A 15873-nucleotide genomic window follows, 5' to 3' on the forward strand; every position below is an offset into this window, starting at 1 on the left:
GCAGCTCGCGACGACCGCGTTCGAGCAGGCCCGCGTCGCCGCCGAGGAGGACGCCGCCCCGCGCGCGGACGGCGACGCCGGCAGCACCGGCGCCGGCGACGACGCGGCGGCCGCCGACGAGCCCGCCGACCTGGAGCGCTTCGAGGCGGACGAGACCTACTTCACCTTCCCCGCAGCGCTCGAGATGTACGCCGACGGCCGCTACGACGGCCGGTGCGGGCTCGAGCATCTCGAGGGGTGCTGGGAGGGGGCGCTGTTCGTCGAGGCGGACTGCGCGACCCTCGAGATCGAGCTCGGCTTCACCAACGACGAGGACGCCTGGGCCCCCGCCGACGAGACGCGGACCCTCACCGAGACCGGCGTGGTCGCGGGCGAGGCGCTGCCCGTGGTGTTCGGCAACGACGCCTACGACTTCGGGTGGATCCAGGACGTGCGCTGCATCGCGGCGGCGAGCTGACGCAGTCCGGATCGCACGCCGGATCGGGTCGCGCGGTCAGTTCACGGCGTGGGCGGCGTCGAGCAGCGAGGTGAGCTCGTCGCGGAGCCGCTCGAGGCGCTCGACCGAGTAGCCGAGGCGCTCGACGACCTCGCCGGGGACTCGGAGCGCCTGTTCGCGCAACGCCGTGCCCTCGTCGGTCAGCGCGATGTCGACGGCGCGCTCGTCGGCGGCGCTGCGCGACCGGGTCACGAGGCCGGCCGCTTCGAGCCGGCCGATCAGGGGGCTCACCGTCGCGGGTTCGAGGTGGAGCCGTTCGGCGACCTCGCGCAGGCGCTGCGGGCTCCGTTCCCACAGCGCGAGCAGCACGAGGTACTGCGGGTGGGTGATGCCGAGCGGTTCGAGCGAGGGCCGATAGAGTCGCACCACCTCGCGGCTCGTGGCCGCGAGCGCGAAGCAGAGCTGGCGGTCGAGTTCGAGCGGATCGGTCATGATCCCATAATAGCGAGTACACTAACTGTTCGTGCACGAACAGAAGCTGCCCAACCCGTGGCGCGACGTCCCGGGCTTCTGGGCGCGCGTGAGCCGCGTGCTGTACCCGTTCGCGGGGCCCGCCGAGGTCGGCATCGGCCGACCGGAGGAGCCGTACCGCCCTCCGGCCGATCCCACCTGCCCGGTGTGCGGCGCGTCCATGGCCGAGCACCGCATCGAACGCGGCGACGCCACGACGCCGACCCGCCTGCACTGCCCGACCGGAGACGGCCGAGCTGCGTGATCGGCGCGGCGCCTCGGACTCGATCGAGGCGCCGCGCCGAGGATCACCCGAGCGTCACGCCGCGTGCGGAGAGGAACGGCACGGGGTCGATGCGGGTGCCGTTCTGGTACACCTCGAAGTGCAGGTGGCATCCGGTCGACGCGCCCGTGGTTCCCGAGTACCCGATCAACTGGCCGACCGAGACGGTCTGGCCCACCTTCACGCGTATGCCCCCGTCGACCAGGTGCGCGTAGCCCGTATCGATGCTCGAGGCATGCGCGATCTTGATGAAGTTGCCGTAGGTGCCGACCCAGCCGGCCGTGCTCACCTTGCCGGACGTGGCGGCGTAGATCGGCGCGTTGCAGCCGGTCGCGATGTCGACGCCCGCGTGGAACGACGACGTGCAGCCGCCCGACGTGCAGATGGGCTCGCGAGGTCCGAACGTGCTGGTGATCCGCCCGTTCGCGGGCTTCGCCCAGTCGGTCGCGCACGCCGTGTTCTGCGCCACGGCGTCGCCGACGACGCCCGTGCTGCCGAGGATCACCCGGGCCGGCGGCGCCATCTCGCGGAGCGCGTTCCACGCCGGGTACGGGATGCACGTCGCCCGGGTCAGGTACAGCGGCGACCCGAGCGCGCCGGCGAGCGCGGCGCCCGAGAGCGCGTCGGCGAATTCGATGCCCGTCGCGAGGAAGGCGCTCCCGACCGCCGACGACGTGCTGCGGAAGACGGCCTGGTTGATCGCCGTGGCGGTGAGGTACCGGTCCGCGCCCTCATGGCGGAGCACCGTGAAGCCCTCGGAGGAGAGCTGCTTGGCGATGCCCTCGCTGACCGCGCCCGCACTGCCGGCGATGCGGACCGTGCGCACGCCGAGCGACTTCATCGCGGTGATCGTGCTGGATCGGGCGGACTGCGCGAGACCTTCGACGAGGAACACCGGTGCGCCGATCGCGCCGGCCGCAGCGGATGCCGCGAGCGCATCGGGGAAGTCCGCGCCGGTGGCGATGAAGGCCTCCGTCGCGCTCGTGAAGGCGCTGCCGACGACGAGTTCGCCGGTCTGGTATCGATCGTTCCCGCCGGACCGGCTGATCTGCGTTGTCAGGCCGGCGAGCTGGTCGTAGACCGCCGGGGTGATGACGGCATCGCTGCCGGCGACCACGATGCGCTTGGGTGCCAGGCGGACGATCTCGGCCCGCACGACCTCGGGGATGGCGTCGCCGCGGGTCAGGAGCAGCGGCCCGCCCGCCTTCGCCGCTGCGGCGGCGGCGGTCAGTCCGTCCGGGAAGTTGAGGCCGGTGGCCACGTACAGGACGGGGACGCCCGCGGCGAACCGCTTCGAGATGGCCACGGCCGTCTCGTACCGGTCGGCGCCGGCGAGCCGGTGCACGCCCGTGCCGAAGGCCTCGATGACCGGCTCGGCCGTCGTCGTCGCAGACATCATGGTGGTGGTCTGCTCGGTCGTGCTGCCGGCGGACGACTGGGTCGTCTGCTCAGTGGTCTTCGCGCTCGAGTCGGCCGGCTTCTTCGGCGACGTCGTCTCCGCGGGTGCGCCGGATGCCGGGCCGGAGACCGTCGGCGCCGGCGTCGTGGGAACCGGCGTGGGCGCCGGCTGGGTCGTCGGCGGAGCCGACGCGACCACCTGCTGATCCGACCCTGCGACGGGCTCCTCCGCCTGTGCCGGCACGGCCGTGCCGAACACGAGCGCGATCGCCGCGGCGACCCCCGTCACCGCCCGAACGCGGATCCAACCAGCCATCTTCGCCTCCCCCCGGAGCGAGCGTGCGCGAGGGGAATCGCGCGACGCTCGTCATCGCAGTGTAGGGGGCGATGGCGAAAGTGTGAAGTTCACGTAGAACGTTCGTCTTGAATCGATCAGATTACGAAGCGGGCATCCGCCGTCGCGTGAAGGCGGACGGCGTGTCGCGGAACGGCTCCCGAGTGGTCGCCCGTCCCGCCGCGCAGGGTCCGGGCGCGTGGTCTCGGCTCACGCTAGCGCGCCGGCCTCCCCCTCGTCTTGTCCCATCTTGTGAGGACCGACGGTCGCGCCGGCCGACGTGCACGACGCGCGCATCCCCTGCACGGCGCCGCACGGCTCGGACATTCCGTTCCCGGCATGCGAGGTCGCGTACGGTGGCCGGATGCTCCGACGATTCATCTCCCGCGTCTACTGGGCCTGCAGCAGGTGGACGCTCGCGGGTGAGCCGGCTCCCGACCGGCCGTCGGTGCTGATCGGCGCCCCGCACACGTCGAACTGGGATTTCGTGCTCATGCTCGCCATCGCGTGGCGGTACGGCATCGACATCCGCTGGCTCGGCAAGAAGAGCCTGTTCCGCGGATGGCGCGGGTCGATCATGCGCCGGATCGGCGGCATCCCGGTCGATCGCGACGACCCCAGCCGCGTCGTCGGCGAGGTCGTCGAGCGGATCCGCGACGGCGAGGTGTTCGGCCTCGTCGTCACGCCGGACGGCACGCGCGGGGCGAACGAGTACTGGAAGTCGGGCTTCTACCGCATCGCGCGGGAGACCGGGCTTCCGGTGACCCTCGGCTTCGTCGACCGCACCACGATGACCACGGGCCTCGGACCGACGTTCGACCTGACCGGCGACGTCCCGGCCGACATGGACCGGATCCGGGCGTTCTACGCCGACAAGGCCGGCCTGCGGCCGCACCTGCGCACCGAGCCGCGCCTGCGCGACGAGCGCCGCACGGCGTAGCGCGAGGGTCAGTCGTCGAGCCGGAAGCCGACCTTCAGCGTCACCTGGAAGTGCGCGATGTTCCCGCCCTCGACGTGACCGCGAGTGGAGATCACCTCGAACCAGTCGACGTTCCTGAGCGTCGAGGTCGCCCGTGCGATGGCGTTCCGGATGGCGGCGTCCTGGCTCTCGGAGGAGCTTCCGACGATCTCGGTGACGCGGTAGACGTGGTCGTGCATGGCCGGCTCCTGACTTCCCCGCGTCGGCGCGGGATTCCTCGACCCTAGTCGGGCACGCGGCCGAGCGACAGGATCACTCGACGGAGAAGTCGAGACTCGACTCCGCGACCGCGATGACCGACCACGTGCCGCCGCCGGCGTCGGTGAACTCGTACGCCGGCACCACCAGGACGCTGCCGTCGGGCTGCCACTGGCTCGCGAGCCCGAGCCGCGCCTCGACGATCTCCACGTCGTTCACGGGCCACGACACGGGGACGCCGGGCTCCGGTGCCGCGGGCGGCTCGGTCGGCGGCACCCACTCCGGCATGTCGGTCACGGGCAGGTCGCGCGCCTCGGCGGGCAGCGCGATCATCGTCGACGCGAACCGAGGGTCGGACAGCCGCTCGAACGCCTCCTGCTCACTCACCACGGGGTAGTCGCCGAGTTCGACGAGGTCCGCGAGCATGCCGGACGCGCTGACGATGCCGCGGTCCGACAGTTCGACGCCCCAGGCCTGGTCTATCCGCTGGCCGTCCACGACGGGCCAGGCCTGCGCCGTGCGCGTCACGGCACCCTCCCACGTCTCCGAGGCGAACTCGAACGCGCCGGCGTCGCGCCCGGTGGACTCGATCAGGGAGCGCAGCGCGTCGATCGCCGCCTGCTCGCTCGGGATCTCCCCGGTCGGCTCGCAGGTCTCCGCGCCGTCGCCGCACTGCCACGGGCTGTTCGCCGGATCGGAGTACCAGAATCCGAGCGTGCCGTCGAGCGACACCCCGAGCGCGGGACCGGTGCCGTCCTTCGGCCCGACCGACCAGGATCCGTCCGCGAGTTCCGGCGCGCCCTCGACACCGAGGGCCCCCGCCAGTGCGGCGACGGTGTCGGCATCGGATGCCGCGCGGGCGTCGTACCCGTAAGCCGCTGCCGTTCCGCTCGAGGTCGAGAGTCCCGACGCGCTGAACGAGTTGCGCCCGCCGCCCCATGACGGCCAGCTCATCCCCTGGGCGCCGGGCTCCGGCATCATCCGGTCGCCGGTCGCGATCTCGGGCATGGCGCCACCCTCGGTCGCCGCACCGTCGGGCGGGCCCTGCAGGGAGATCGGCGGCGCGGCTCCCCCGGCGAGATCGGCCGGACCCGCAGTGGCGGAGCCGATGCCGTACCCGACCGCGCCGACGACGACGAGCGCGGCGGCCGCCGCAGCCACCGGCATCCACGCCGGTCGCCGGCGCGCCCGCTCCGCGGTGAGGTCGGCGACGGGGGCCGATCCGCCCGTCTCGGCCGCGGCCCGCGCCACGACCTCGTCGGCGAACCCGTAACGGGCTTCGACGCCCGCAGCCGGGTCCGCGGCGCGCAGCCGTTCCATCGGGTCGCGCTGGTCGTCGTTCATGTCGATCACCTTCCGTGGCATCCGCTCTCACCCATGCCTGTGTGCCGCGTGAGCCGAACCTTGCAGGAGTCGCTAGAACGACATCCGCTCGCCCCACGCCTCGCGCAGGCGCTTGCGGGCCCGCGAGAGCGCGGCATCGGCGCCCGACCGCGAGATGCCGAGCACCTGCGCGAGCTCCTCGCCGTCGAGGCCCTCCCACGCGTGCAGCAGGAGGATGCGCCGGTCGCGTTCGCCCACGCTCATGAGCGCGCCGCGCAGTTCGTCGTCGAACAGGGCGCTGAGCTCGGGATCGGTGCGCACGCGTGCGTCACCGGCGTCGGGCACCTCGTCGACGGGGAGGTCGACGAGCTTGCGGCGGTGGTTCGCGAGCGTGAAGCCCGCCGTGCGGTACAGCCAGGGCAGCACGGCTTCGCGGGGCACGTCGTCGCGCCGGCGCCACGCGGTCGCGAACACCTCGGCGGCGAGATCCTCCGCGTCCTGGCGGGATCCGCGGCGAGCGAAGTACTTCACCAGCGCCGTCGAGTGCTCGCGCACCACGCCCGTGAACCACGCGAGCGCATCGGTGCCGTCCTCGACCGGCTGCGGCTCGGCGCGGTCGGGCATCGGCTCCCCCAGGGTCGAATCGGCGTCTGCGGCGTCGGTGCTGGCGATCCTCACACCCTGCCTGTGTCGCGACTGCGCCGAGTCTTGCACGGCGCGCACGCCCCGAAGATCACGGATCGGTCGCGATCGGGGAACCCGTCGCTCCAGCGGACCACGCCTTGAGCCGCGGCAGGACGCCCGAGTACCCTCTCCGCATGTCGGCGGTCCCGGTGGAGGTGTGGGGCTCCGGCGAGCGCGTCGTGCTCGTCCACGGATCGCTCGCGACCGGTCCGGCCGAGTGGGCGGCGCAGCGACCCCTCGCCGATCACGGCTACGAACTCGTGATCCCGACGCGACGGGCGTACGCCGGCGAGCCCGGCGCCGTCGGCGAGGACTTCCTCACCGACGGCGACGACGTGGCCGCGCTGCTCGGCGACGGCGCCCACCTCGTCGGCCACTCGTACGGCGGCCTCGTGGCGATGGTCGCCGCGGCGCGACGACCGCACGCGGTGCGCACCCTGGTGCTCGCCGAACCCCCGGCATTCGACGCGGCCTCCACGCACCCGGCGGTGCGACGGCTGCGACGCGACATCGAGCAGGCGCTCGAATCGGCGGGAGACGACCGCGAGTTCCTCGACGGGTTCCTCGAACTGGTCGGATCGCCGGTCGACGAGATCCCGGCCGACGTCATGCGCGACCTGACCGCACTGGTCCCGGCGCTACGCCGCGCGCGTCAGCCGTGGTCGGGCGCGATCCCCGTCGACGAGGTGCGCGACGCGGCGTTCCCCACGGTGGTCGTCTCCGGCGACCATCACGAGGCGTTCACGGCCATGTGCGACGGGCTCGCCCGCGACCTCGGCGCCGACCTCCGAACGGTGACCGGCGCCGGACACGAGATCCAGCTCGCCGCCGCCGACTTCAACGCCCTGCTGCTCGCCCTCTGGCGATCGACGGCTCCGCGCTGAGCGGATGCCGCGTCAGACGTTGAAGCGGAACTCCACCACGTCGCCGTCCTGCATGACGTAGTCCTTGCCCTCCATGCGGGCCTTGCCGCGCGCGCGGGCCTCGGCCACCGAGCCGGCGTCGACGAGGTCGTCGAACGAGATGACCTCCGCCTTGATGAAGCCCTTCTCGAAGTCGGTGTGGATGACCCCGGCCGCCTGCGGGGCCTTCCAGCCCTTGCGGATGGTCCAGGCGCGCGACTCCTTGGGGCCGGCGGTGAGGTAGGTCTGCAGTCCGAGCGTGTCGAAGCCGACGCGCGCGAGCTGGTCGAGGCCCGACTCCTCCTGGCCGGTCGACGCGAGCAGCTCCGCGGCGTCCGCCGGGTCGAGGTCGATGAGCTCGGACTCGATCTTCGCGTCGAGGAAGACCGCCTCGGCGGGCGCCACGAGCGCGGCGAGTTCCGCCTTGCGGGCGGCATCCGTCAGCACCGCCTCGTCGACGTTGAAGACGTAGATGAAGGGCTTCGCCGTGAGCAGGCCGAGTTCGGCGATGGGCGCGAGGTCGACGGATGCCGCGGACAGGGGCGTCCCCTGCTGCAGCACCTCCTGCGCCTCCTTCGCCGCGGCGAGCACCGACGGGTCGAGCTTCTTGCCCTTGACCTCCTTCTCGTAGCGCGTGATGGCGCGCTCGAGCGTCTCGAGGTCGGCGAGGATCAGCTCGGTGTTGATGGTCTCCATGTCGTTCCTGGGGTCGACGGCGCCGTCGACGTGCACGACGTCGGAGTCCTCGAATCCGCGCACGACCTGCGCGATCGCGTCGGCCTCGCGGATGTTGGCGAGGAACTTGTTGCCGAGCCCCTCGCCCTCGCTCGCGCCCTTGACGATGCCGGCGATGTCGACGAACGACACGGCCGCGGGGAGGATGCGCTCGGATCCGAAGATCTCGGCGAGCTGCTCGAGTCGCGGGTCGGGCAGGTTCACCACGCCGACGTTCGGCTCGATCGTCGCGAACGGGTAGTTCGCGGCGAGCACCTGGTTCTTGGTGAGGGCGTTGAAGAGCGTCGACTTGCCGACGTTCGGGAGACCGACGATTCCGATGGTGAGAGCCACGGGGGTCAATCGTACCCCGCGGGTCCCGCGTCCCCCGCGCGTCTCGGTGCGGTCCCTGATGCGGCGGCGGATGGCGGGACGTAGCGTCGCCGGAGCGGGGAACGACTCCCCGCTCGACTGCGCGGGAGCGCACACCGGGAGGGGTACGGATGCTGCAGGAAGGACGTGCCGCCGTCGAGGCGCACGCGGAGGCGCAGGTGAAGCCGATCGTCGCCGTGGGCTCGGCCACCACGGTGCGGGTCGTGCTGACCGCCGCCCCGCACGCCTCGGGCCGAGCCGCGGATGGCACGGCGACCGGCGGCCGCGCGGTCGAGCCGGCCACCCGTCACCTGTCGGTCAGCGTGGAGCCGCACGGCCTGAAGCTCGCGCTCGGCGTCCGCCGCACGCGCTCGCTGCGGCTCTCCCCCGGCGGGCGCGCCGCCGCGACGTTCCGCCTCGTCGGCGTCGAGCCGGGCCCGGGAGCCGTGCCGGTCGTGATCCGCAGCGACGACGGCGACCCGCTCGCGACGCTGCAGTTGACGGTCGAGGTGGTCGGCTCCGGCGATCACGACCAGACGGGCGTGGCTCGCGTGTCCGCGGTGGTCCCCGCCCGTCCGGTCCTCGCGGAATCCGCCGCACCGGCGCAGGACGATCCCGAGCAGCCCGCCGAGCCGGTGCCTCCGGCCGGCGAGGTCACGGCCGCCGGGTCCGGAAGCACCGCGTGACGTAGGGCACGGCCAACTCGTCCGCACCGGCGACGTCCGGGTGCGTGTCGAGCAGGGTCTCGATCGCGGCGACGACCGCGCGCTGCTCGTCCGGCGGCGCGGTGATCCAGTGGCTGCGCGAGCGCACGAGGTCGAGGAACCTCGCCCGCGTCATCCGCTCGACCCACTCGACCCGGTGCTCCTCGATGGGTCCGAAGCGGCGGCCGACGCGCACGTACGACTCGAACGTGGCCGACGCGTCGTGCCGCTCGTGCATGATGGCGCCGGCCTCGCGCAACCAGTCCGCCGAGGTGTCGCGGCTGTTCCAGACGAGTCCGAGCGTGCCGCCCGGCCGGAGCACCCGCGCGATCTCGGGCACGGCACGCTCGGGTTGGAACCAGTGCCACGCCTGACCGGCGACGACCGCGTCGACCGACGCGTCCTCGACGGGGATGTCCTCGGCGGTGCCGAGGATGCGCGGCACGCCGGGCACCCGGACCTCGAGTTCGTCGAGCATCTCCTCGACGGGGTCCACCGCGACGACGTCGAGGTCGAGCTGCACGAGCGCCTCGGTCAGCTTCCCGGTCCCGGCGCCGAGGTCGAGCACGCGTCGCGCGTCCTCGACGAGCCAGGCGACGGCCTCCACCGGGTAGCCGGGCCGAGCCGCCCCGTACACGGATGCCACGGTCCCGAACGACCGCGCCACCGCCCGCGTCGCCGGGTCGCCGGGGTCGATCACGGGCGCGGCCCGTCCGCCGGCATGCCCCTGCTCGTCCGCTTCGCCCATGGCCGGCCCCCGATCCCCGTCCCGGACATTCCACGCCCGCGCCGCGGCATCCGTCAACCACCGCGTGCGCCGATCACCGACGCGCGGCGCGACGCGCCCGGCGGTGTCGCCCGGACGTGCGACGATCGGCGCGTGCCAGTGAGCTTCACCGCGATCGACTTCGAGACCGCCAACTCCTCCGCCGCGTCGGCGTGCTCGGTCGGGGTGGTGAAGGTCGTCGACGGCGTGGTGGTCGAGCGCGAGCACCGCTACATCCGCCCGCCGTTCCCGCACGGCGACTTCTCGCCCTGGAACGTGCGGATCCACGGGATCACCGCGGAGATGGTGGCGGATGCCGCCGGCTGGGCGTCGCACCTGCCGTGGCTGCGCGAGTTCGCCGGCGACGACTGGCTCGTCGCGCACAACGCGGGGTTCGACATGGGCGTGATCGCGAAGACCTCCGAGGCGCACGGGCTGGCAGTGCCCGACTTCCGGTACCTCTGCAGCCTGCAGGTCGCGCGGCGCACCTACCACCTCGACTCCTACCGCCTGCCGGTCGCGGCGATGGCGGCGGGGTTCGAGGACTTCTCGCACCATGACGCCCTGGCCGACGCGGAGGCCTGCGCGGCCATCGTGGTGCACGCGGCGAAGCGGCACGACGCCGACGACCTCGAGCGCCTGGCCCACGTCACCCGCGTCAAGGTCGGGACGATCGGCGCCGCCGCGACGGCGCAGCGCGCGTCGCTGCACGGGCCGATGGCGCTGCAGTAGGCGTCAACCCCCTCCCGCGACGACGCCTCCGTCGGCTTGGCTGGGCGCTCGACGAAGGGAGCCGACATGGCCGAGCAGCACACCGACGAGTTCACGCCCCGCATCGCGATCGTGACCGGAGCCGATTCCGGCATCGGTCGCGCGACCGCCGTGGCGCTGGCCCGGGACGGCATGGACGTGGGCATCACCTACCACACCGATGCCGATGGGGCCGAGGAGACCGCGCGCGAGGTGCGCGAGCTCGGCCGGCGTGCGGAGGTCGTGCGGCTCGACGCGTCGGATGCGCCGGCCTGCGGCGACGCGGTCGACGACCTGTGCGAGCGGCTCGGCGGCATCGACGTCTTCGTGAACAACGCCGGCACGGGCTCGGCGACGCCGTTCGTCGACCAGTCTTGGGACGAGTGGCGCGAGGTCGTGGCGACCGATCTGGACGGGGCGTTCGTCTGCCTGCAGCGCGCCGCGCGCCGGATGGTCTCCGCCGGTCGTGGCGGGCGCCTCATCGCGGTGACGAGCGTGCACGAGCACCAGCCGCGCGTGGGCTCCGCGGCGTACGACGCGGCCAAGCACGGCCTGGGCGGGCTGGTGAAGACCATCGCGCTCGAACTCGGGGAGCACGGCATCACGGCGAACTGCGTGGCGCCGGGCGAGATCGCGACGCCGATGACCGACCAGGAGGACGTGGACCCGACGACCGTGGACCGCCCGGGCGTGCCGCTCGGTCGCCCCGGCGACGCGCGCGAGATCGCCGCCGTGATCGCGTTCCTCGCCTCGCCGGGGGCGTCGTACGTCACGGGCGCATCGTGGGCCGTCGACGGCGGCATGCTGCAGATGGGCCCGCAGGCCGGCTCGCACCTCACGAGCGACGACTGGCGCCGCGTCTGAGCCCTGCGGGCGCGCGCCGTGCCGGGCAGGTTCCGGCGGCGCGCGACGCCGCGACGAACGGATGTCGGGGGCCGCTGCCACACTGACGGCATGGACTTCCTCCTGCTGCTCATCGGCCTCCTCGTCGGCGGCGCGCTCGGCGCGCTGGTCATGCACGTCGTGGCGTCCCGTCGCCCGGGCGACGCGGTCGAACCGGTCGAGGACCCGGCGCTCGTCGAGGCGCGCCACGAGCGCGCCCTGCTCGAGTTGCGGGCCTCGGCCGAGGCCGAGCGCGCGGCGCTGCTCGCCGAGCAGCACGAGCAGCAGGCGATGCTCCGCGCCGAGCTGGCGGCGGCCGAGGCCGCCGCCGCCGGGCTGCGCGAGCAGCTCGAGCACCAGGTGCGCCAGCACCGCGAGGCCCTCGAGCAGCAGCGGCTCGACCAGGCCGAGCGCAGCGAGCGCGAACGCCGCGAGAGCGCCGTGCTGCAGGCGCTGAGCCCCGTGCGCGAGACCCTCGCGACGATGCAGCGCAAGGTGTCCGAGCTCGAGCAGCAGCGCAGCGAGCAGTACGGCTCGATCGCCGAGCAGCTCAAGCGGGCGCAGCTCTCCGACGCCGAGCTCCGTGCCACGACCGAGTCGCTGGCGAGCGCGCTGCGTAACAACAGCACGCGCGGGGTGTGGGGCGAGACGCAGCTGCGCCGAGTGGTGGAGGCCGCGGGGCTCACCCAGCACGTCGACTTCGAGCTGCAGACCCAGGTCACGACCGACCAGGGCCGCGGTCGCCCCGACATGGTCGTGAACCTGCCGGGCGGCAAGTACATCCCGCTCGACTCGAAGGTGCCGCTCGAGCACTACCTCGAGGCGTCGAGCATCCCCGAGACCGCGACCGGCGAGGAGGGTGCGCGCCGCAAGTCGCTCATCGACCGGCACGTGAAGGCCATGCGCTCCCACATCGACGCCCTGGGCAAGAAGTCCTACTGGGAGGGGCTCGCGGCCAGTCCCGAGTTCGTGATCGCGTTCATCCCGAACGAGTCGCTGCTCTCCGCGGCACTCGAGGCCGACGCCGGCCTGCTGAACTACGCGTTCGAGCGTCGCGTCGCCCTCGCGTCCCCCGTGAACCTCTTCGCCGTGCTCAAGACCATCGACTACGCGTGGCAGCAGCAGGCCGTGTCCGACGAAGCCAAGAAGCTGTTCGACCTCGGCAACACCCTCTACCAGCGCATCGGCGTGCTCGCCGGTCACGCCGACTCGCTGCGCAAGGCCATCGAGCGCACCGTCGACAGCTACAACAAGTTCGCCAGCTCGCTCGAGTCCCGCGTGCTCGTCACGGCGCGCCAGTTCCCCGGCATCAACGAGACCAAGCTCTCGCTCGTCGCCGAGCCCACGCCGATCCACGAGTCGCCGCGCCGGCTCTCCGCCCCGGAACTGACCGACGGCGATGCCGTGGCCGGGCTCCCGGCGGCGGATCCGACGCCCGCCGACGCCACGCCCGGGAGCGAGCCGATCGGCGCCGTTCCGGTGAGCGACGAACCCGTGGAACTCATCGTCGGCACCGACTTCGACGGCGCCGACCTCGATCCCCACATCCGCTCCGCCTCATCCTGACCCCTCGCGGGCGCCGCCGTCGCGCCCGCCGGTGGCCGGCGGCGGTTCGTGGCGCTCGTCCACCGGCGCTGCGAACCCCGCCGCCGCCTCGGCACCCGTCACCTGCGTCGGATCCATCGGGCCGTCGTCGAGCGGGTGCGCCAGTTCGTCCTCGCCGAGCCGGGCGGCCGCGAGGGTGATCACCGCGAGCAGCGGCGGCACCAGACCGGCGATGAGGAACGCGGGCGCGAGGCCGAGCCACTCGCCCACCGGGCCGGCGATCGCCATCGACAGCGGCATCAGGGCGAGCGAGACGAAGAAGTCGAGGCTGGACACGCGGCCCAGCATCGCCGGCGGCACCCGGCGCTGCAGGAGCGTGCCCCAGACGACCTGCGCCGCGTCGAACAGGAACCCCACGATGAACGTGGCGACGACCATCACCCACAGCCACGGCGTCACCCCGATCACCGCGAGCGGGATGCAGCCGAAGCCCCACGCGATGATCATGAGCGTGAGGTAGCGTCGCGGCAGCCGGAACGACGAGACCAGGAGCGAGCCGACGGCACCGCCGAGGCCGAACGCCGCGAGCACGAGCGCGAACTCCCCCGCGCCCCCGCCCGCCTGGTCCCGCACCGCGAACGGGATGAGCACCTCGATCGGGCCGATGACCACCAGCACGAGCAGGATCGAGAAGGCGAGCGTGGCGAACAGCCACCGGGTGCGCAGCAGGTAGGCGAATCCGTCGCGCAGGTCCACGAACATCTGCCGCGCGGGATGCGTCGGCGTCCCCTCCTCGAACTCCCGGCGCACCGCGGTGGTGCGCATGAGGCCGAGTGCCCCGACGGCGACCACCTGCAGCCCGGCGACGACGAGGAATGACAGCCACGGCCCCTGGACGGCGATGAGCAGGCTCGCGAGCGCCGGCCCGGCCGCGTTCTGCGCGACCGGCCGCAGCACCCCCTCGACGCCGTTCGCGGCGAGGAGCTGCTCGGCCGGCAGGAGGGCGGGCAGCCACGCCGAGTACGCCGGGTAGAAGAACCCGTCGGCGACGCCGAGCACGAACGACAGCACGGCCAGGTGCCAGACCTCGATCGCACCGGCCGCGGCGAGCCACCCGGCCGCCGCGAACACCGCGGCGCGGACCACCTCCACGACCAGCAGGATCCGCCGCTGCGGAACTCGGTCGGCGACCACGCCGCCCACGAGCACCGCAGCGACGAGTCCGAGGCTGGCGCCGACGGCGACGATCGACAGGTCGATGGGCGTCCCGCCGAGTTCGATCACCTGCCATGCGGCCGCGACGATCCAGGCACCCGCCGACAGCAGCGACGCGGCGAGGGCCACGACGAGCAGGCGGTACTGGCCGGAGCCGAACGGGCGGAGCGCCCGCGGCATCCGCGTCACGGAGGTCACCCGCCCAGTCTGCGCCAGCCCGGCGGGTGCCGCGAGCGGTTCAGCTCACGGCAGCGCGGGCGCGCGGGGCGCCGCGCGGGTCAGCGGTCGTCGGCGTCGAGCCACTTCTCGACGAGGTGGTCGGCGCGCACGCGGCGGATGGTTCCCGACTTGCCGCGCAGCACGATCGACTCGGTGCGGATGATCGGCCCCTTCTTGCGCACGCCGTCGACCAGTTCGCCGTCGGTCACGCCCGTGGCGACGAAGAACGTGTTGTCGCCTCGGACGAGGTCGTCGAGCTCGTACACCCGGTCGCAGTCCAGGCCCGCCGCCTCGCCGGCCGCGCGCTCCTCGTCGTCCTTCGGGGCGAGGCGACCCTGCATGAACCCGCCGAGCGCCTTGATGGCGCATGCGGTGGTGATGCCCTCCGGGCTACCGCCGATGCCGACGCACATGTCGATGCGCGACTCGTACCGGGCTGCGTTGATGCCGCCCGCGACGTCGCCGTCGCTGATCAGGCGGGTGCCGGCGCCCGTGGCGCGGATGTCGGCGATGAGCTGCTGGTGGCGCGGACGGTTCAGCACGGCGACGCGGAGGTCGCTGACATCTCGGCCCTTGGCCTTCGCGAGCGCCCGGAGGTTCTCGCCGATGGGCTTCCGGATGTCGACGACGCCGATGCCTGCGGCATCCGTGACGATCTTGTCCATGTAGAAGACGGATGACGCGTCGAGCATCGTGCCGCGATCGGCGACCGCGATCACCGACAGGGCGTTCTGCCGGCCCTCGGCGGTGAGGGTCGTGCCGTCGATCGGGTCGACCGCGATGTCGCACGCCGGCCCGCGGCCGTTGCCCACGTGCTCGCCGTTGAACAGCATCGGCGCCTCGTCCTTCTCGCCCTCGCCGATCACGACGACGCCGTCGAAGTCGACCGTGCTGAGGAAGGCGCGCATCGCATCGACGGCCGCACGGTCGGCGCCGATCTTGTCGCCGCGCCCGATCCAGGGGTAGGAGCGGATGGCGGCGGCCTCGGTCGCGCGCACCAGCTCGAGGGCGATGTTGCGGTCGGGGTGGAGGTAGAGGCTTTCGGTCTCGGTGCTCGCCATCGAAGGGCCTTCCCTGAATGTCTGGGTGCGGCGACCGCGGCGGGTCGCGCGAACGGAGGGTCGGTTCGAGCCTACTGAGGAGGGCAGCCCGCGGGCCGTGGAACCGGCGCGCTCGGCGCGAAAGATCGCGGATTCTTAACGCTCGGTCGCCCAGGCCATCGATCCGACCGACCACGACTCCCCCGCGGACAGGCGCACCCCCGGACCGAGATCGCACGGCGTCACCGCCGTGGCGAAGAACGCGGTCGCCGGGCCGCAGAGTTCCGCGAGGCCGACGACCCGCTCGACCTCGACGCCGACGGCGGCGAGGCGTGCGGCCTCCGCCTCCGACTGCGGAGCCAGCCGCGCCTGCATCCAGCCGCCGAGCGCCCGGACGGCCGCGGCCGTGAGCACCCCCTCGGGCGCACCGCCCACGCCGACGACCAGGTCGAGGTCGCCGTCGCCCCGGGCGGCACGGAGGCAGCGCTCGACGTCGCCGTGGGCGAACCGCTCGACGGCGGCACCCGCGTCGGCCGCCGCGTCGGCGAGGGCGGCGTTGCGCGGACGATCCTGCACGGCCACGCGCACGTCGGCGGCCGTCACCCCGCGGGCCCGGGCG

At 73.1% G+C, this 15873-nt stretch carries 19 protein-coding genes; 9 read left to right on the top strand and 10 right to left on the bottom strand.

Features of this window, described 5'->3' with window-relative positions:
- Nucleotides 1-457: hypothetical protein (locus tag AVP42_RS16560; protein ID WP_197466935.1), on the top strand; the 457-nt coding region annotated here is incomplete at its 5' end.
- A gap of 36 nt (nucleotides 458-493) precedes the next feature.
- On the opposite strand, the gene AVP42_RS02485 is transcribed toward AVP42_RS16560, so the two are convergent.
- A complete protein-coding gene (locus AVP42_RS02485) occupies nucleotides 494-928 on the bottom strand; it encodes a MarR family winged helix-turn-helix transcriptional regulator (RefSeq protein ID WP_067945789.1) in 435 nt (144 codons plus the stop codon).
- Nucleotides 929-959: 31 nt separating this feature from the next.
- Between AVP42_RS02485 and AVP42_RS02490 the strand changes: the two genes are divergently transcribed.
- Nucleotides 960-1211, top strand: a complete 252-nt coding sequence (locus tag AVP42_RS02490; protein WP_231878514.1) for a hypothetical protein — start codon at nucleotides 960-962, stop codon at nucleotides 1209-1211.
- 43 nt (nucleotides 1212-1254) lie between these two features.
- On the opposite strand, the gene AVP42_RS02495 is transcribed toward AVP42_RS02490, so the two are convergent.
- Nucleotides 1255-2625, bottom strand: a complete 1371-nt coding sequence (locus AVP42_RS02495) for a cell wall-binding repeat-containing protein (RefSeq protein ID WP_067945793.1) — start codon at nucleotides 2623-2625, stop codon at nucleotides 1255-1257.
- Here AVP42_RS02495 and AVP42_RS16565 point away from each other — a divergent pair.
- Together AVP42_RS16565 and AVP42_RS02505 are read left to right on the top strand one after the other, a co-directional pair.
- On the top strand, nucleotides 2594-2833 hold the full coding sequence (locus tag AVP42_RS16565) for a hypothetical protein (RefSeq protein ID WP_067945795.1): 240 nt from the start codon (nucleotides 2594-2596) through the stop codon (nucleotides 2831-2833). The genes AVP42_RS02495 and AVP42_RS16565 overlap by 32 nt on opposite strands.
- A gap of 492 nt (nucleotides 2834-3325) precedes the next feature.
- Complete coding sequence (locus AVP42_RS02505; RefSeq protein ID WP_067945814.1) at nucleotides 3326-3901, top strand: 1-acyl-sn-glycerol-3-phosphate acyltransferase; 576 nt, start codon at nucleotides 3326-3328, stop codon at nucleotides 3899-3901.
- A gap of 8 nt (nucleotides 3902-3909) precedes the next feature.
- On the opposite strand, the gene AVP42_RS02510 is transcribed toward AVP42_RS02505, so the two are convergent.
- The 3 genes from AVP42_RS02510 to AVP42_RS02520 form a co-directional block, all read right to left on the bottom strand.
- A complete protein-coding gene (locus tag AVP42_RS02510; RefSeq protein ID WP_067945797.1) occupies nucleotides 3910-4119 on the bottom strand; it encodes a dodecin in 210 nt (69 codons plus the stop codon).
- Nucleotides 4120-4192: 73 nt separating this feature from the next.
- Nucleotides 4193-5482 (bottom strand): hypothetical protein, encoded by a 1290-nt coding sequence (locus AVP42_RS02515; protein WP_157356690.1) that lies wholly within the window; start codon nucleotides 5480-5482, stop codon nucleotides 4193-4195.
- 72 nt (nucleotides 5483-5554) lie between these two features.
- A complete protein-coding gene (locus tag AVP42_RS02520; RefSeq protein WP_231878515.1) occupies nucleotides 5555-6139 on the bottom strand; it encodes an RNA polymerase sigma factor in 585 nt (194 codons plus the stop codon).
- A gap of 140 nt (nucleotides 6140-6279) precedes the next feature.
- On the opposite strand from AVP42_RS02520, the gene AVP42_RS02525 reads away from it, so the two are divergent.
- Entirely contained in the window at nucleotides 6280-7029 is a 750-nt protein-coding gene (locus tag AVP42_RS02525) for an alpha/beta fold hydrolase (RefSeq protein ID WP_067945801.1), read from the top strand.
- 12 nt (nucleotides 7030-7041) lie between these two features.
- Here the strand turns inward: AVP42_RS02525 and ychF are convergent, their stop codons facing one another.
- Nucleotides 7042-8115: a redox-regulated ATPase YchF gene (gene ychF / locus AVP42_RS02530; RefSeq protein ID WP_067945803.1), complete on the bottom strand. Its 1074-nt coding sequence runs from the start codon at nucleotides 8113-8115 to the stop codon at nucleotides 7042-7044.
- Between the two features lie 149 nt (nucleotides 8116-8264).
- Between ychF and AVP42_RS02535 the strand changes: the two genes are divergently transcribed.
- Complete coding sequence (locus AVP42_RS02535; protein ID WP_067945804.1) at nucleotides 8265-8819, top strand: hypothetical protein; 555 nt, start codon at nucleotides 8265-8267, stop codon at nucleotides 8817-8819.
- On the opposite strand, the gene AVP42_RS02540 is transcribed toward AVP42_RS02535, so the two are convergent.
- Nucleotides 8788-9585, bottom strand: coding sequence for a class I SAM-dependent methyltransferase (locus tag AVP42_RS02540; protein WP_082846936.1), 798 nt, complete (start codon nucleotides 9583-9585; stop codon nucleotides 8788-8790). The two genes, AVP42_RS02535 and AVP42_RS02540, sit on opposite strands and share 32 nt — an antisense overlap.
- A gap of 132 nt (nucleotides 9586-9717) precedes the next feature.
- Between AVP42_RS02540 and AVP42_RS02545 the strand changes: the two genes are divergently transcribed.
- The 3 genes from AVP42_RS02545 to AVP42_RS02555 all read left to right on the top strand — a co-directional run bounded on the left by AVP42_RS02545 (nucleotide 9718) and on the right by AVP42_RS02555 (nucleotide 12801).
- Entirely contained in the window at nucleotides 9718-10335 is a 618-nt protein-coding gene (locus AVP42_RS02545; protein ID WP_067945806.1) for an exonuclease domain-containing protein, read from the top strand.
- A 66-nt stretch (nucleotides 10336-10401) separates the two neighbouring features.
- Nucleotides 10402-11217, top strand: coding sequence for an SDR family oxidoreductase (locus AVP42_RS02550; protein WP_067945808.1), 816 nt, complete (start codon nucleotides 10402-10404; stop codon nucleotides 11215-11217).
- Between the two features lie 90 nt (nucleotides 11218-11307).
- Nucleotides 11308-12801 (top strand): DNA recombination protein RmuC, encoded by a 1494-nt coding sequence (locus AVP42_RS02555; protein WP_082846937.1) that lies wholly within the window; start codon nucleotides 11308-11310, stop codon nucleotides 12799-12801.
- Here AVP42_RS02555 and AVP42_RS02560 read toward each other — a convergent pair.
- The 3 genes from AVP42_RS02560 to AVP42_RS02570 all read right to left on the bottom strand — a co-directional run.
- Nucleotides 12793-14193 carry an MFS transporter gene (locus AVP42_RS02560; protein WP_231878516.1) on the bottom strand — a complete coding sequence of 467 codons (1401 nt, stop codon included), beginning with the start codon at nucleotides 14191-14193 and terminating at the stop codon, nucleotides 12793-12795. The two genes, AVP42_RS02555 and AVP42_RS02560, sit on opposite strands and share 9 nt — an antisense overlap.
- An 80-nt stretch (nucleotides 14194-14273) precedes the next feature.
- The gene (gene glpX, locus AVP42_RS02565; RefSeq protein ID WP_067945810.1) at nucleotides 14274-15275 is read right to left on the bottom strand and encodes a class II fructose-bisphosphatase; all 1002 of its coding nucleotides are present in this window, start codon (nucleotides 15273-15275) and stop codon (nucleotides 14274-14276) included.
- Between the two features lie 135 nt (nucleotides 15276-15410).
- On the bottom strand, nucleotides 15411-15873 hold a 463-nt coding region (locus AVP42_RS02570), incomplete at its 5' end, for a fructose-bisphosphatase class II (protein ID WP_157356691.1).

It is taken from the genome of Agromyces sp. NDB4Y10 (genome assembly GCF_001620055.1).
Classification (GTDB): domain Bacteria; phylum Actinomycetota; class Actinomycetes; order Actinomycetales; family Microbacteriaceae; genus Agromyces; species Agromyces indicus.

What these genes read in the sequence shown, in the direction of transcription:
- AVP42_RS02505 (WP_067945814.1), top strand. Translation starts at nt 3,326, where the DNA reads ATGCTCCGACGATTCATCTCCCGCGTCTACTGGGCCTGCAGCAGGTGG.
- AVP42_RS02495 (WP_067945793.1), bottom strand. Translation starts at nt 2,625, where the DNA reads ATGTCTGCGACGACGACGGCCGAGCCGGTCATCGAGGCCTTCGGCACG.
- AVP42_RS02510 (WP_067945797.1), bottom strand. Translation starts at nt 4,119, where the DNA reads ATGCACGACCACGTCTACCGCGTCACCGAGATCGTCGGAAGCTCCTCC.
- AVP42_RS02515 (WP_157356690.1), bottom strand. Translation starts at nt 5,482, where the DNA reads ATGAACGACGACCAGCGCGACCCGATGGAACGGCTGCGCGCCGCGGAC.
- AVP42_RS16565 (WP_067945795.1), top strand. Translation starts at nt 2,594, where the DNA reads ATGACCGGCTCGGCCGTCGTCGTCGCAGACATCATGGTGGTGGTCTGC.
- AVP42_RS02485 (WP_067945789.1), bottom strand. Translation starts at nt 928, where the DNA reads ATGACCGATCCGCTCGAACTCGACCGCCAGCTCTGCTTCGCGCTCGCG.
- AVP42_RS02555 (WP_082846937.1), top strand. Translation starts at nt 11,308, where the DNA reads ATGGACTTCCTCCTGCTGCTCATCGGCCTCCTCGTCGGCGGCGCGCTC.
- AVP42_RS02525 (WP_067945801.1), top strand. Translation starts at nt 6,280, where the DNA reads ATGTCGGCGGTCCCGGTGGAGGTGTGGGGCTCCGGCGAGCGCGTCGTG.
- AVP42_RS02550 (WP_067945808.1), top strand. Translation starts at nt 10,402, where the DNA reads ATGGCCGAGCAGCACACCGACGAGTTCACGCCCCGCATCGCGATCGTG.
- AVP42_RS02535 (WP_067945804.1), top strand. Translation starts at nt 8,265, where the DNA reads ATGCTGCAGGAAGGACGTGCCGCCGTCGAGGCGCACGCGGAGGCGCAG.
- AVP42_RS02540 (WP_082846936.1), bottom strand. Translation starts at nt 9,585, where the DNA reads ATGGGCGAAGCGGACGAGCAGGGGCATGCCGGCGGACGGGCCGCGCCC.
- glpX (WP_067945810.1), bottom strand. Translation starts at nt 15,275, where the DNA reads ATGGCGAGCACCGAGACCGAAAGCCTCTACCTCCACCCCGACCGCAAC.